Source organism: Pseudarthrobacter sp. MDT1-40-2, assembly GCF_059383595.1.
The window spans coordinates 1,202,158-1,216,858 of sequence record NZ_JBWZCL010000001.1; the positions used below are offsets into that span (position 1 = coordinate 1,202,158).

At 62.1% G+C, this 14,701-nt stretch carries 14 protein-coding genes; 5 read left to right on the top strand and 9 right to left on the bottom strand.

The annotated features are described in order from the left end of the window. Positions 1 to 102 precede the first annotated feature (102 nt). The 5 genes from AC50X5_RS05645 to AC50X5_RS05665 form a co-directional block, all read right to left on the bottom strand. Positions 103 to 1,419 (bottom strand): alkaline phosphatase family protein, encoded by a 1,317-nt coding sequence (locus AC50X5_RS05645; protein ID WP_494975095.1) that lies wholly within the window; start codon positions 1,417 to 1,419, stop codon positions 103 to 105. Between the two features lie 12 nt (positions 1,420 to 1,431). Then, positions 1,432 to 2,814: an extracellular solute-binding protein gene (locus AC50X5_RS05650; RefSeq protein WP_494975096.1), complete on the bottom strand. Its 1,383-nt coding sequence runs from the start codon at positions 2,812 to 2,814 to the stop codon at positions 1,432 to 1,434. A gap of 49 nt (positions 2,815 to 2,863) precedes the next feature. Beyond that, complete coding sequence (locus tag AC50X5_RS05655) at positions 2,864 to 3,802, bottom strand: carbohydrate ABC transporter permease (RefSeq protein WP_494975097.1); 939 nt, start codon at positions 3,800 to 3,802, stop codon at positions 2,864 to 2,866. Continuing rightward, positions 3,799 to 4,761 carry a carbohydrate ABC transporter permease gene (locus tag AC50X5_RS05660; protein WP_494975098.1) on the bottom strand — a complete coding sequence of 321 codons (963 nt, stop codon included), beginning with the start codon at positions 4,759 to 4,761 and terminating at the stop codon, positions 3,799 to 3,801. Before AC50X5_RS05660 ends, AC50X5_RS05655 begins: the two co-directional genes overlap by 4 nt. Before the next feature lie 379 nt (positions 4,762 to 5,140). Beyond that, positions 5,141 to 5,722 carry a dihydrofolate reductase family protein gene (locus AC50X5_RS05665; RefSeq protein WP_494975099.1) on the bottom strand — a complete coding sequence of 194 codons (582 nt, stop codon included), beginning with the start codon at positions 5,720 to 5,722 and terminating at the stop codon, positions 5,141 to 5,143. A 245-nt stretch (positions 5,723 to 5,967) separates the two neighbouring features. On the opposite strand from AC50X5_RS05665, the gene AC50X5_RS05670 reads away from it, so the two are divergent. From AC50X5_RS05670 to purM, 3 genes are read left to right on the top strand one after another with little or no spacing between them, the layout of a single operon-like run. Beyond that, the gene (locus tag AC50X5_RS05670; RefSeq protein WP_494975100.1) at positions 5,968 to 6,318 is read left to right on the top strand and encodes a hypothetical protein; all 351 of its coding nucleotides are present in this window, start codon (positions 5,968 to 5,970) and stop codon (positions 6,316 to 6,318) included. Between the two features lie 56 nt (positions 6,319 to 6,374). Then, positions 6,375 to 8,054, top strand: a complete 1,680-nt coding sequence (purF, locus tag AC50X5_RS05675) for an amidophosphoribosyltransferase (protein WP_494975101.1) — start codon at positions 6,375 to 6,377, stop codon at positions 8,052 to 8,054. Next, positions 8,051 to 9,211 (top strand): phosphoribosylformylglycinamidine cyclo-ligase, encoded by a 1,161-nt coding sequence (gene purM / locus AC50X5_RS05680; RefSeq protein ID WP_494975102.1) that lies wholly within the window; start codon positions 8,051 to 8,053, stop codon positions 9,209 to 9,211. The genes purF and purM overlap by 4 nt, the downstream gene beginning before the upstream one ends. A gap of 19 nt (positions 9,212 to 9,230) precedes the next feature. Here the strand turns inward: purM and AC50X5_RS05685 are convergent, their stop codons facing one another. Then, positions 9,231 to 10,979 (bottom strand): L-aspartate oxidase, encoded by a 1,749-nt coding sequence (locus tag AC50X5_RS05685; RefSeq protein WP_494975103.1) that lies wholly within the window; start codon positions 10,977 to 10,979, stop codon positions 9,231 to 9,233. Positions 10,980 to 11,050: 71 nt separating this feature from the next. On the opposite strand from AC50X5_RS05685, the gene AC50X5_RS05690 reads away from it, so the two are divergent. Next, the gene (locus tag AC50X5_RS05690) at positions 11,051 to 11,995 is read left to right on the top strand and encodes a LysR family transcriptional regulator (protein ID WP_494975104.1); all 945 of its coding nucleotides are present in this window, start codon (positions 11,051 to 11,053) and stop codon (positions 11,993 to 11,995) included. A gap of 144 nt (positions 11,996 to 12,139) precedes the next feature. Here the strand turns inward: AC50X5_RS05690 and AC50X5_RS05695 are convergent, their stop codons facing one another. Continuing rightward, positions 12,140 to 12,370: a DUF3073 domain-containing protein gene (locus tag AC50X5_RS05695; RefSeq protein ID WP_463937950.1), complete on the bottom strand. Its 231-nt coding sequence runs from the start codon at positions 12,368 to 12,370 to the stop codon at positions 12,140 to 12,142. 287 nt (positions 12,371 to 12,657) lie between these two features. Here AC50X5_RS05695 and AC50X5_RS05700 point away from each other — a divergent pair, with 287 nt between their 5' ends. Next, positions 12,658 to 13,239 (top strand): septum formation family protein, encoded by a 582-nt coding sequence (locus AC50X5_RS05700; RefSeq protein WP_494975105.1) that lies wholly within the window; start codon positions 12,658 to 12,660, stop codon positions 13,237 to 13,239. A gap of 37 nt (positions 13,240 to 13,276) precedes the next feature. Here AC50X5_RS05700 and AC50X5_RS05705 read toward each other — a convergent pair whose 3' ends face one another. Both AC50X5_RS05705 and AC50X5_RS05710 read right to left on the bottom strand, forming a co-directional pair. Further along, a complete protein-coding gene (locus AC50X5_RS05705; protein WP_494975106.1) occupies positions 13,277 to 13,864 on the bottom strand; it encodes an RBBP9/YdeN family alpha/beta hydrolase in 588 nt (195 codons plus the stop codon). A gap of 160 nt (positions 13,865 to 14,024) precedes the next feature. Beyond that, on the bottom strand, positions 14,025 to 14,477 hold the full coding sequence (locus AC50X5_RS05710) for a cupin domain-containing protein (RefSeq protein ID WP_494975107.1): 453 nt from the start codon (positions 14,475 to 14,477) through the stop codon (positions 14,025 to 14,027). Between the last annotated feature and the right edge of the window lie 224 nt (positions 14,478 to 14,701).

Genomic DNA, 14,701 nt, shown 5'->3' on the forward strand with positions numbered 1-14,701 from the left:
CAATGGTCAGGGTCAAAGTGCGGCGCCCTGCCAGAAGTTCAAATGAGCTTCTGGCAGGGCGCCGTGGGTATGCCGGGGATATGCCCGGGCAAACCGGAATGATCAGCCTGGGACTGCTGCTGTCGCTTGAGCCGGTGCCAGCAACTCAGTCATGGCAGTGCCCTCTGCCTGGGGAAGCTCAAGGCCGAGAACCGCCGCGAAGGTAGGTGCTTCGTCCAGGATGCTGCGCCTTCCCGCATGTGTTCCCGGCCGGAAATCGGGACCATTGGCGATGAACACGGGCTGGGCGCCATGCCGCGGAGCGTGGCCGTGGTTGCCCAGGTAGCCGGTGAAGTCCTCATCCCCGACCAGCACCAGCGGGCGGTCGTTCCAGTCAGCGCCCACCAGCACGCCCGGCTCGGATTCGACGACATAACTGAACGGACCGGCAAGCCCGAACAGGGCGTCAGCCTCAGCGACGGTGTGGATTTTCTCGATCCGGTAGGACGGCTCGGCTTCGATTTCCTTGAGGAAGGCTTCAACCTCACCAAGGCGGGCATCAGAAATTCCCTCCGCCAGGAACAGCTGGGCGGAAAAGCCGGCGCTGAGGCAGACGACGTCGTAGTCCACCAGATCGCCGGCCTCGTCCACGCGCAGCAGACCACGGTCCTTGAACAGCGTGTTCAAGTTGGTGGCCTGCTCGGTGGCGAGATGGCCGTGGTCGCTGACGATGACGAAGTTTGTGGTGTCAGCGTTGCCGGCCGCGTCGATCGCTGCGAGCAGCCGGCCCAGCTGGGCATCAATTTCCCGCAGCGCGTCGTGAACCGCGGGGGTGAACGGTCCGGTCAGGTGTCGGGCCGCGTCCACGGCCACCAGGTGCAGGAACATCACGTCCGGCTGCTCCTTTGCCAGTACTTCTTCGGCAATGGAGCAGGCGAATTCGTTGAATGCCCGCTTCGGACCCCAGACAATTTTGTCCCGGTGCCTTGGATAGTACGTTTCGAAAACAGCGGTCGAGGCAGTGCCACGGTACAGGGCTTCTTCGCTGCCCCACCGCTGCGTGTCCCAGATTTCCGGCATCAGAAAATCGACGTCGGCCTGGGCGGTAACGGGCCACTGGATCGCGCTGGTGGTGAGGCCCGCTTCCTTTGCCTTCTCGAGGATCGTGGGGACCTTGATGGCGCTGCTGTACCAGAACCACTCGGGCTCCTCCTCACCCGGCTGGAACTGGAGGTTGTTGTAGATCCCGGAAGCAGCAGGACCGCAACCGGTCAGCTGTGCGGTGTGGTTCGGATAGGTCAGAGTGGGAAAGACGGCTTCGATCTCTGCGACCGCGGCATTATCCAAAAGACGGGAGAACGCCGGCAACGTCCGGGCGAACTCAAAGTCCTCCCCCACCATGGCATCAACGGATACAACAACCAGCTTGTTCGGTTTCACGGAAATTGCTCCTTAAGCAGACATGACCTTTTCGAGGTCCTTGCGGTGGTCGTCCATGATGTCTTCGAGCTTTTCCTGGAGCCCTGCCACGGTGGAGGACACGTCAGCGTTGTCGCCGTAGACCTTGGCCATGGCCGCTGCAATCTCCGTCGCTGCCGACTGGTACCACATGATGGGATCGGCCGTCTCGGCGTTTGGCAGCTGCTTGAGGGCCACACCGAAGTTCGGGTCCTGTGCTACCAGGTCCTTGACCGTGCTGGTGTTCAACGATTCCTTGACGATCGGCAGGTAGCCCGTGCTGGCATGCCACAGCGCGGCATTCTCCGGCTCGGCAAGGAAACGGAACAGTTCTGCGCAGGCGTCCTGGCGTTCCTGGGATTCGGCCTTCACGATGGATAGCCCTGAGCCGCCGGTGGGAACCTTGGTTTCCTTCTCGTTCTTGCCCAGCATGAAGGCGGTTCCAATGTCGAACTGAGCTGCCTTGGTTGCACCCCTGAGCGACGCGGTGGATCCGTGGCAGGCTGCGGCAACGCCGGTAGTAAAGTCTGTCATCGCAGCCTGGGCCATGTAGCCAAACTTGTCCTCATGAATGAACTTTGCCTTCCACTGCAGCCAGTTCCGGACGGGATCGGAGTCTGCCGTCACCGTCAGGCCGTCAGAGAAAGATCCGCCCCAGGCACGCACGTGGGCCTGACCGAACCAACCATCATCCGAACCGAAGGCCATGGGCATCAGCGGACGACCGTTGACGTCGACCTTCTTCAACTCCGGCGCGAACGCTGCCAGGTCGTCCCAGGTCTGCGGGCCTGACTCGGGAAGTCCCAGCTCCCTGTAACGGCTCTTGTTGTAGTAGAACAGCGGCGTGGACCGGGCGAAAGGAACGACGTACGTTCCACCCGCGGCTTTGCCTTCATGGACATAGTTGTCCAGGTAGACATCGAGGGACCACTTGTCGTCGAAGTATTTCTCGAGCGGGGCCAGTGCACCTGCCGTGTAGAACTGGAGCCACTGCAGTTCGGGGAAGCACACGATATCCGGCACCTGGCGGGCCTGCAGTGCCGCAGTGAACTTCTGGTTCAGGTCTGCGTAGGTGCCCTGGGATTCGGCAGCGGCGTAGATCTCCGTCTGGGAATCGTTGAAGAGCTTGAACTGCGCCTGTACAGCTTCAAAGTTGACGCCGGTGAAGGGCGCCCAAAAGAGGATATTGGTGCGGCCTGCGTATTCAGCCGGTACGTTAACGCCCGCCTGGCTGAAGTTGCTGCGCAGGTTGGAGTCCGCGTTAGCAGCCGTACCGCTGCCTCCCGGAGCTCCGCAGGCGGCCAAACCAAGCCCTGCGCCGGCGACGCCCATGGCGGACAGGAGGCTGCGGCGGCTGAACAAGAATGAATCAGACATGGTAATTCTCCCGGTGAACGTGTTGTTGATGGTGCGGTTTGGGCGCTTCCTAGCCCTTGACGGCGCCGGCAGCGAGGCCGCCGATGATGCGCTTTTGGGCTACGAAGAAGACGAGCAGCATGGGCAGGGCAACCATGACCGTTCCGGCCATAATGGCGCCCCAGTTGTTGTATCCCTCCTGGCTGCGCAGGAACATGAGCCCAATGGGCAGGGTCCGCATATCTGCGGTGTTGGTGACAATCAGCGGCCAGACAAAGTCGTTCCACTTGGTGACCATGACGATGATGGTGCCGGTGAGGATCATGGAGCGGCACATGGGGATCACAATGCTGCGCATGCGGTGAAAGTGGCCGGCGCCGTCCATGATGGCGGCGTCGATCAGTTCCTTGGGCACCTGGCGCATCTGCTGGTAGATCAGGAACATCGCGAAGGCGCTGGCTACGTTGGGGAGAATCAGGCCCTGGTAAGTGTTCAGCCACCCGAGGTTTCCCACGGTGATGTAGTTCACCAGCAGCGTGACGTGCCCCGGCAACATCAGGGAGCCCAGCATCAGCAGGAAGACGGGCGTCTTCCAGCGGAACTGCACCAAGGCGAAGGCGTAGGCGCTCATGACCGCCAGGGCGACCTCGAGGGCTGTGCCCACCACGGTGGTGATGATCGAGTTCAGAAAGAACTTATCGAACGGAGCCGAGGTCCAGGCTTCCGCGAAGTTCCCGAACTCTATTGGTGCGGGGATCCACTGAAGCGGAAAGGCGTAGATGCCCGCCTCTGATTTCAGGGCGGAACTGAACAGCCAGTACATCGGAACCAGGAAGAGAAGCAGGGAAACCGCAAGCGCCAGGTACTGGACAATCCGGAGGGTCCGACGGCGGAACGCCAGTTCCGGTGAAGAGGCCGCCTTGCGCCGGGGCTGGGACTGCGGCGGCCGGGCCTGTGGCGCATCGGGCCTTGCAGTTGGGGCTTCGGTAGTCACGGCTTCGCTGCTCATGAGTAGTGGACCTGCCTGTCTGCGATGCGGTGCTGGACGATGGTGACCACCATCAGGAGGACAAAGAGGACGGTGGCCGAGGCAGCCGATGTACCAAGGTCGAACTTCAGGAAGGCTTCTTCATAGACCAGCCAGGACAGTGTGGTGCTGGAGCCGCCCGGGCCGCCGTTGGTCAGCGCGGCAACGATGTCGAAAGCCTGCGCAGCGCTGATCAAGCCGGTCAGCGAGAGGAAGTAGGTCACTGGCGACAGGAGGGGAAGGGTGATCCTGCGGAACAGGCTGGCTCCCGTGGCGCCGTCAAGCGAGGCGGCCTCGAAAATTTCCTTGGGCAGGTCCTGGATTGCGGTGTAGTAGATGATGGCCACGAATCCCAGCCGCTGCCAGGTGTAGGCGATGGTGATGGCCCAGATCGACCAGTCAGAGGTGGTGGTCCATTGCGGCGAAGCGGCACCGAACAGATCGAAGGCCCAGCGGCTCAGCCCGTAGCCCGGATCGAACATGAAGAGCCACAGGATGCCCACCGCCGCCCCGGGCAGCATGTGCGGAGCGAAGGCCATGGTCCGGACAAAGCCGGAGAACAGCAGCTTCTGTGACAGCAGCGCGCCGATCGCCAGACCGCCGGCCAGGCTGCCAAAGACAGAGATACCGGTGAAGATCAGGGTGTTCCGGAGCACCTCGTAGAAGCTGCTGCTGGTCAGCAGGTCGCTGTAGTTCTCCAGGCCCACCCATACCGGCGCCGGCGAGACCATGTCCCATTCCATGAAGCTGAGCACGAAGTTGTACAACTTGGGGTAGTAGGAAAAGGCGATGATGGCCAGGACGTTTGGCAGGATCAGCAGCCAAAAGATGAGGGCTTCCTTGCGCTGGAACCTCCTCCTGTGCGAACCGGCCGGTACCCGCTGTGCAGTGACCGCGGGGGCAGGTGGTTTCCGCAACCTTTCTATTTGGCCAACAGCCATCCGGACTCCTCAACTCGCTTTTCGTGCGTCTCGCCTTTGACGCCTCCAAGACTCTAGGGACGTAAACCGGTACGGAGAAATTCGGGATCTGGCGTTGAACAACCCCTTAACTGGGGATGTCTCCGCAGGTCAGATGCGTTTGGAGAGGTATGTTCCAGCTGCGAAAGAACGCGAATCCACTTCTGCTACGCGCGTCCTTCACCACGAGTTCGCCAAGCCGTCGCCCAAGGGTCCCTGATCCGGAACAGCACCAGCGCAAGAAAGCACCCGGTGGACGCAAAGGCTTAAGGCGGAGTTAACCATCGGGTGCAGCTTCCCCCCGACCGGCCTCTTACCGGCGCTCCAGACGGCTCTAAGGCACTGGACTTCTGGTTAGGCTTTACAAGCCCCCGGTCTGCAACGATTCCCGCTGGTAGCGAAGCTGGACCACTCCATTTCCAAAGGTCCGCGTCCCTGCAAGCTGGAGGTCCGCTTTGATGTCCGGCGACTGGAACAGGCGTTGCCCCTTGCCGATCACGACGGGGTGGACGTAGATCCGATACTCGTCGATCAGGTCATACCGCATGAAGGTGGCAGCAAGATTTGCACCGCCCAGGGCAAGATCGCCATCTGCCTGCGCCTTTAGTTCCGCAATGTGTTCGGGCACCACATCATGCAGCACTGTGGTGTTCCAGTCTGCGGCCGTGAGGGTCCGGGAGAAAACGAACTTGGGCTTGTCCCGCCAGATACCGGCGAATTCGACCTCCGTTGGCGTGCTGCCCGGATCCTGGTCAGCCGTGGGCCAGTAAGCGGCCATCAGTTCGTGAGTGATCCTTCCGTCCATGAACGCGCCCAACGCCCTGCACTCGTCGTTGAAGTGCTGGTGCAATTCGTCGTCCACTAGGTGCCAGCTGATGTCCCGGTCCGGTCCTTCGAAGAACCCGTCCAGGGACACAGACATCATCAAAATGATCTTGGTCATGAGCTACCTCCTCCGTGGAGCGGGCCTCGGAGATAGACCCCGCGGTAGGTTTCAGTGAACCACTTCCGCGGGCGGCTTTGGAGGTCCGGGCATAAGTTTCCGGGAAAAGTGCGGGGGCTTCTCTTCCGGTTGGCCGGACTGGACCTGTTGATTTGGGGGTGGCCACTCCTGCCGGGCCCGCCTGTCGCGTACCGTCGGCCGCTTCAAGGCCTGGAGCCTACTCGCCCGCGAGTAGGCTGGATGACATGGCTTTTGAAGAATCCCCCGCTGAACGCCGCGAAGTTTCCGTCCGTCGCGCTCCCCGCTACGTGCCGTTTATGATTCTGGGCGGCGTAGTGGGCTTTGTTGTGGCAGGAATTATTGCCTTCGCGCTTCCCGGCGATCCCGCGTACGACGCCAACGCTGTGTTCGGGTTCTTCCTGATCGTCTGCGCCATTGGTGGTGTGCTGCTGGGCGCCATCCTTGCACTCATCCTTGACCGGCTGAGCGTTAGGCGTTCCCGCACTGCAGTAGTTGAGGCTGTTCCTGATTCCGACGCCGGCTCTTCGACGGATACTGCTCACGGCGACGCCGGCCCCCGCCCTGAGGGTTCCTAAAGTCACAGGCTGAATCCTCGGGAATGACCCACCGCATATCGTGAGATAATCAACCAGTGGCACGCGGCGATGGAAAACTTTCCCATGATCTTCTCCCTGGCGAAAAAGGCCCGCAGGACGCTTGTGGCGTCTTCGGAGTCTGGGCACCAGGTGAAGAAGTAGCAAAACTTACCTACTACGGGCTGTACGCATTGCAGCACCGCGGTCAGGAGTCCGCTGGTATAGCCACCAGCGACGGCCAGCGGATCAATGTCTACAAGGACATGGGCCTCGTTTCCCAGGTCTTCGACGAGACCACGCTGAACACCCTGACCGGGCACCTGGCCGTCGGCCACTGCCGCTACTCCACAACCGGAGCCAGCCACTGGGCCAACGCCCAGCCCACCCTCGGAGCCACCAGCACCGGCACCGTAGCCCTCGCCCACAACGGCAACCTCACCAACACGGCCGAACTCAACGCCATGATCATGGAGCGCAACGGCGGCCAGCTCAGCGGCGAGATGAAGCAGGGCAATACCTCCGACACCGCTCTCGTCACAGCCCTGCTGGAAGGCGAGGAGGGCAAGACCCTCGAACAGACGGCCCTGGAGCTTCTGCCCAAGATCAAGGGCGGCTTCTGCTTCGTCTTCATGGATGAAGGCACGCTCTACGCAGCCCGTGATACTTACGGCATCCGCCCGCTGGTCCTCGGCCGGCTGGAGCGCGGCTGGGTGGTGGCTTCGGAGCAGTCCGCCCTGGCCACCGTCGGCGCCAGCTTTATCCGGGAAATAGAGCCCGGCGAATTCATCGCCATCGACGAGGAGGGTGTCCGCTCCAAGCGCTTCGCCGAACCCACTCCCGCCGGCTGCGTCTTTGAGTACGTCTACCTGGCCCGGCCGGACGCCGCCATTGCCGGACGGTCCGTCTATGAGTCCCGGGTGGAGATGGGCCGCCAGCTGGCCCGTGAAAACACCCAGGAAGCGGACATCGTTATCCCCGTACCGGAGTCCGGTACGCCGGCGGCCGTGGGCTATGCCGAGCAGTCAGGCATTCCGTTCGCGCATGGGTTCGTCAAGAACTCCTACGTTGGCCGCACCTTCATCCAGCCGTCCCAGACGCTGCGCCAGCTTGGCATCCGGCTCAAGCTCAACGCGCTGGAGTCCGTCATCCGCGGCAAGCGTGTTGTGGTGGTGGATGACTCGATCGTCCGCGGCAACACCCAGCGGGCCATTGTCCGGATGCTCCGCGAAGCAGGTGCCGCAGCAGTCCACATCAAGATTTCCTCCCCGCCGGTGCAGTGGCCCTGCTTCTACGGCATCGACTTCGCTTCCCGCGCTGAACTCATTGCCAACGGCGCCACCATCGAGGAAATCTCACAGGCAATCGGCGCTGACTCGCTGGCCTACATTTCCGAAGAAGGCATGATTGGGGCAACCCAGCAGCCGCGCGAGCGCCTTTGCACCGCCTGCTTCACGGGCCAGTACCCCATCGAGCTTCCGGATTCGGACAAGCTGGGCAAAAATCTGCTGGAGCGCAAGGACCTCGGAGGCCTCGCGCCGTCGCCCTCGGCACTTCCCGGCCGGACGGCTGCCTTGGCCGTTGGCCCTACCGAAGATCCCTCCGAGAAGCCCGGGGCCACGGGGTGCGATCCCGGACCGGACGCCGAGTTCGAGAACCTGTTGACCGAGGCCGACCATGTGCCCGCCATCCACCACGATGCCGTGACTACCGGCGCCGACCAGAAGGAATCCCTATGACTTCCGCCACTCCCGCCGCAGGTGCCGCTTCCGGCATCACCTACGCCTCCGCCGGTGTTGACGTTGAAGCGGGCGACCGCGCAGTTGAATTGATGAAGGGCGCCGTCAAAGCCACCCACAACTCCTCCGTCATTGGCGGCGTCGGCGGCTTCGCAGGCTTGTATGACGTCTCCCGGCTTCTGACCTACACCAGGCCGCTGCTGGCCACCTCAACCGACGGCGTCGGTACCAAGGTCGCGATCGCGCAGGCCATGGATATCCACGACACCATCGGGTACGACCTTGTGGGCATGGTGGTGGACGACATCGTGGTGGTAGGCGCCGAACCGCTGTACATGACGGACTACATCGCCTGCGGCAAGGTGGTACCGGAGCGCATCGCCGACATCGTCCGCGGAATCGCTGCGGCCTGCTCCGTTGCAGGCACCGCCCTGGTGGGTGGCGAAACGGCAGAACACCCCGGCCTCCTGGGTGAACACGAGTACGACGTCGCCGGCGCAGCAACCGGCGTAGTGGAAGCGGACCAGCTTCTGGGCCCGGACCGCGTCAACGCAGGGGACGTCGTGATCGGCATGGCCTCCTCCGGCCTGCACTCCAACGGTTACTCGCTGGTGCGCAGGGTCATCAACCACGCTGGCTGGGCTTTGGACCGCCAGGTTTCCGAGTTGGGCCGCACGCTCGGCGAGGAACTGCTGGAACCTACCCGCGTCTACGCAGCAGACTGCCTGGACCTGGCCCGCACCTTCCCGGTGGCCGGTTCGTCCACCGGTGCCGGTGGCGTCAACGGGTTCAGCCACGTCACCGGCGGCGGCCTGGCCGCCAACCTGGCGCGCGTCCTGCCGCAGGGACTGGTGGCCACCGTCGACCGCGCCACGTGGGAACTGCCCGCCGTCTTCAAACTGGTTTCCGAGCTCGGGAACGTGCCGCTGGCGGACCTGGAACGCACCCTGAACCTGGGCGTGGGCATGGTGGCCATCGTGTCCCCGCAGGTTGCAGACGCCGCCGTGGCCCGCCTCAACGAGCGCGGCCTCCCGGCCTGGATCATGGGTACTGTCGACGCCGATTCTGACCTGATCATCAAATCCGGTCCGGACTATGTCCAGGGCGCCAAGGGCGTCGACGGCGGAGCCGTGCGGATGATCAACAGCTACGCCTAAGGGCCAAAGTTCCTCCGGTTCACTCAACAAGCTTCCCGGCCATAGAGTCGTCCGCGTTGGCTTCGGCTAGGGCTCGGAACGATTCCGGAGCCGGAGGCAGGCTCTCGAAGCTGACTCCGTGATTCGGGGACCAGACAAAATTGCCCTGCAGTGAAGGATCTGTCGCTGGGAAGTCCGCACGGTTGTGCGCTCCGCGGGTTTCCCTGCGTTCGAGTGCACACTCCAGGGTGGCCCGTGCTGCCAGCAAGGAACCAAGCAGGTCGTACGCGTGGGCGAGATCATCGAATCCTGCAATGTCTGGCTGCGCGGTAACGAGCTGGGCACGTCCCTCCAAGGCGGCTAGTTTCTTCAGTCCTTCTTGCAGTCCCTGCTCGGTGCGCACCACTCCGGCATGTGCGGTCATGACATTGCGCAGCTCCCGCTGCAGCGGCCGTACGGACTCTGTTCCAACCCCATCCAGCAGGCCGTGCATTTCGCTGCGGGCATCGGCCACGGCGGCAGGATTTCGGGTGAGATGGATGCGTGAATGCACGTACTCAGCAACATGCTCGCCGGTTATACGTCCGTAGACGAGCAGTTCGGTCAGCGAGTTTCCGCCGAGGCGGTTGGCGCCGTGCAGGCCTGAGGATGCCTCGCCGATCGCGTACAGTCCGTTCACTCCTGTGCCGTGATCCTCCGGTGCAACCCAGACCCCGCCCATCGAGTAATGGGCAGTGGGCGCGATTTCGATTTTGGTCGTGGTGATGTCCAGCATCTGAAGATCGATAAGGGTGCGGTAGACCCTGGGGAGCTTTTTCATGATGATCTCTCGCGGCAGGTGGGAAACGTCCAGGTAGACGCCCCCCTTCGCAGTCCCACGTCCCTCAGCAACCTCGGTGAATGCGGCCAGTGCAACCCGGTCCCGCGTGGAAAGTTCCATCCGTTCTGGGTCATACCGCTCCATGAAGCGCTCACCTAAGGCATTGGTGAGGATGCCTCCTTCTCCGCGTGCGGCTTCGGAGACCAACGTGCCGGCGGCGTCGTCGGGCTCCAATAGGCCGGAGGGGTGGAACTGGACCAATTCGGCGTCGCGGATCCGCGCCCCGGCCAGCGCGGCCAGCCGGAACGAGTCTCCGGTGTTTTCATCGCGTCGGGAAGAGGTGTGCCGCCAGATACGGGTATGTCCGCCTGCCGCCAGGATGACCGCATCTGCGTGGATCTGCACCGGCGACCCGTCGACGACGTCGAAACCAAAGGCGCCGAATACGGTGCCGTCGGCGACGAGCAACCGGGTGATGTAGACGGTGTCGATGATCGGCACCTGAAGTTCCGCCGCCCGGCGCATTAGCGTGCGCTGGATCTCCAGTCCGGTGTAGTCCCCGGCGTAGGCGGTACGACGATACTTGTGCGCGCCGAAGAAACGCTGCGAAATGCGTCCGTCTTCCTCTCGAGCGAACGGCATCCCCCACTGCTCGAGGTCCTCGATGCCACGGGCGGCATTGCGTGCCACAGTCTCGACGATGGCCGGGTCGGCCAGGAAGTAGGACTCCCGCAAGGTGTCGGCGGCGTGCTGCTGCCAGCTGTCTTCCGGGTCCATCGTGCCCAAGGGCGCGTTGATACCCCCGGCGGCCAGGCTGGTGTGCGCGTCGTGCTTGCGGCGCTTACCCACCGCAAGGACCTGAACCCCTCGCTGGGCAAGTTCAATCGAGGCGCGCAATCCGGCGCCACCCGTGCCAATGACCAGCACCGAAGTGGAGATTAGACGTTCTGGAGTGTTTTGGGGATTCATGCTGCCAACGATAGAAGAAAGGGACTAATGACTCCAATAAATTGTTTGGCTCGGTGTGATGCGTTTAGGCTATGAGGATGAAGTTGGAGCAGTTGCGCTCTTTTGAGGCAGTCGCCCGGGTGGGGCATTTCACACGGGCGGCTGCACAACTGTATGTGGCACAGCCGTCGCTGAGCAGGCAGATCGCTGCCCTTGAGGCCGATCTTGGCATGGCTCTTTTCCACCGCGGACCGTCGGGTGTGACACTTACAAACGCGGGAGAGCTGCTCCTGCCCATCGCCCGGCGTATGCTCGGCGACGCGCAGACCGCCCGGGAGCAGATGTACGAACTCGCAGGGTTGCGCCGGGGCCGCGTCCGCTTGGGCGCCCCGCCTACCTTGTGCGTCTCGTTGGTAGCCGATGTACTGGCCGCCTTTCGTAGCGCACATCCCGGGATTGAGCTGCACGTCACTGAGGGCGGTTCGCGTTTCCTGGTTGATGCCCTCAACGAAAGCGCACTGGATCTGGCTTTGGTGGTCTCCCGCGGAGTGGACCCCGCGGCGCCGGGGACTGAACTGATTCCGCTGCTCACTGAGGAGCTGGTGGTTGTCTCCGCTGCCGGATCAGAGTTTCCGGCAGAATTTACGCTGGATGAGCTGGCGCACATTCCGCAGGTCGCGTTCAACCGAAGCTATGATCTGCGCGTGGCCACCGAGGCTGCGTTCTCCGCCAGGGGCCTGCAGCCGGTGATCGCCGTCGAAGGTGCTGAGATGGACGCCGTACTGCGGTTCGTGGAACGGGGCCTCGGGGTGGCCGTGGTGCCTGCGATGGTAGTCATCGACAGGCCCGGGCTGCAGAGTGCACGCCTGGTGAATCCTTCACTGACCAGAACCGTCAACCTGGCTCGAAGGAACGACGTCGGACCAACAGCCGCTGCGGCGGCAATGCAGCAGTTTGTCTTCGACACCGTGGACCGGCTCGCGGCACCCGGCACTGCCCTTGCGCGTCTCGTCACAACAACTCCACGTCATGACTGAAGGCGCCTGAGAATGCAGGCATCGCATGAGTGAATCAGTGGCCCGGATGTTGTCTTGGGTCATCCGCTTTTGCGTGCTGACGTCGAAAAACCCGCTGTCCGCACCGTGGTTCCGGTGGGACAGCGGGTTCAGGAGTGACGCCGACTAGCTGATTCTGCGTGAATCCACTTCGTCGTCGTCCTCAACATCGTCCGCATACTTGTCCACATAAGCCGAGTAGTCCGGTTCTACCGGATCATTCGCGAAATGGCTCGGAGCACGACCCTCGGAACTCTTGAGCTCACGCTGAAGAGCGGAATAGTCAGTGTTCGGGGAATAGTACTTAATGTCCCGAGCCTGCTTGGTAGCTTTTGCCTTTTGACGGCCGCGCCCCATGGCGTGACCCCCTTTTGTACTCGGACCGGAGGTGGTCACCATTGGCGTTAGTGAGGCCCCGGAATGTTTGGTCAATTTGTCGTACACCTAGATTACATGGTTTCAGCACTAACTGCTCGCCAAGCGGGTTGGGTAGAGTCACATGAGCAACACCCGTTCCGCCGCCCGGCGGAAACGCAGCTAGATCGGACGCCAGCAGGGAGGCTTACGTGACCGAGCCAGAGCCCGGCAACGGGCAGCAGCGGCCCATTCCACTCCGCCCTGAAACGCCGCCTGGTAGGTCACATATGGAGGCTCCCGACGTGGTCAATGATCCTGCTCACGCACTTGCAGGATCCCGCGCCAGCTCCAAGGTCTGGTTCCTGGTGGTCCTGGCAGTCGTTGCGCTGCTGCTGGTGGCACTGGTGGTGTGGCTCCTGGTTTCTGCCAACCTCAACGTCCTGGAGTCTGAAGCGGAGGATGTCCCCACTGCGGGTTCAATAGTCACCACGACGGCGCCGCCTCCTACCGCACTGCCCCTCCCCCGGGAAGCGGCACCGGCTGATTTCCGCCTGGGAGACTGTTTCTCGGACTTTAGGCCCGAGGCGCAGAAGGCCAATATCGTGGCCTGCGACAGCCCGCACTCGGCCCAGTTTGTAGCCAACTACACGTATGAAGAAGGCGAGGTCTATCCCGGCGCCGATGCCCTCAAAGCCAAGGCGCTGGAAGCTTGCCAGGCAGTGACGTTGTCTCCCGCAGCCACCCCGTTCGTCCTCAACTTCGAGCGGGTGTATCCCAGCAGTACCAGCTGGGAAGTGGGTGACCGCAGAGTGGACTGCTTTGTGGTGGCTCCGGAAGGAAACATCATCAACACCAGCGTGCTCCCGTAGGAGCCATTGCCGCGGATTGAGCGTGCGGGGAGGAGCGCTATGTGGACAGGATAAGGGCGAGCAGACTTGGCAGGCTTGTAACGCCGTCTTCTGTCATGAAATGCCCCGCTTTCGGATGAACCTGCAACCTTGCGTCCAAGCGCCTGGCGAGGTCATCGGACGCTGCCGGCGGCACGAAAGGATCCGTGTTGGAGCGGATTACTGTTCGATCCTTAATGCTGGTGGCTACCCGTTCTACGTCAACGTCAGTTGCGAGGAAATCATTAAGTTCCGGCAACGCCTCCAGTGGCTCAGTGAAGCCAGCGACCAACACAAGACCGCCCAGTTCCCATGGCTCGGTCATCCCCGCGAGTACTCGTAGGACTGTAACCACGCCGAGAGAATGCGCCACAATCACAGTCGCCGCGTCAGGCACTCCGAGTGCCGCGCTGACAGCGTCTTCCCACGCTGCTTTCTTAGGATCGTCAGGTTCAGGGAGTGGAACGATGGTGACGGCTATGCCTTCACCTTCGAGGGCCTCCTGAAGCCAAGGGAACCAGTTCGCATCCGGCGAAGCCTCGTACCCGTGGACAATGACAACACGCTGGACGGTCCATTGCGGGACGTTACTGGCTACTACGTTCATACCCAAAGACATTAAAGGGTCCGCTGATGCCGCAACGAACCGAAGCGCATGGACTTAACGCTGTTCGGACCACGAAGCCCTGCTCCGTGAACGTCAGCAGGTAGTTCCTTCTCCTCGGCGTTAAGCCGCTCCCGGACGATCATCAGCACATTCGTGAGACCTAGGCGTCCATTTCCATGGGGCGGACCAAACCAAAGCGATCGACCAAAGCAGGCAGCGATTCAAAGTCCATTTGCAGCCCGTACTTCGCGTTCGCGGCCGCCATGCCTCCTAAATCTGGCGCAGCATCCTCAGGGAAAAATCTGGCAATTTCCTGAAAGTATTTCTCGAAACCCGCCGGCGAAATCAGCTCCAGTACCTGTGCTGGTTCCTCACCGTCGTTCCAAAAGGTATGCCACTGATCCCGGGGCTTTCGGACGACCTCACCGGGACCGGCATGAAAAACCTCGCTGCCTAAAAGAAAACCAATGTGGCCCTTAGTGATTACGGTGAACTCGTCTTCGCGGCTGTGCTTATGCAGCGGTGCCGCCAACTCCTTCGGCGCGAGCAAGTGCTCCACAACGGAGAAAGCCCCCGCCGTTGCTCCCGATTCGAGTATTGTCCGGGCGGTCATGGCGTCACCGAACCGGACCAACGAACCCGCGTCGGGGCCCACCGGCCCATAGTTATCTTGGTTCATGGGGACAATGGTCCGCCTACCCGTGCGCTCCATGCAATGCTTGACAAATTCTTCGCAGCAGACGTTCTTCTATCCGCGGGTGAGGACCTCCCGCTCGGCTTCACATATACGTTCATTCCCGTCGTTGCAGATATGCGGGCGAGTGCATGCAAAGGGCG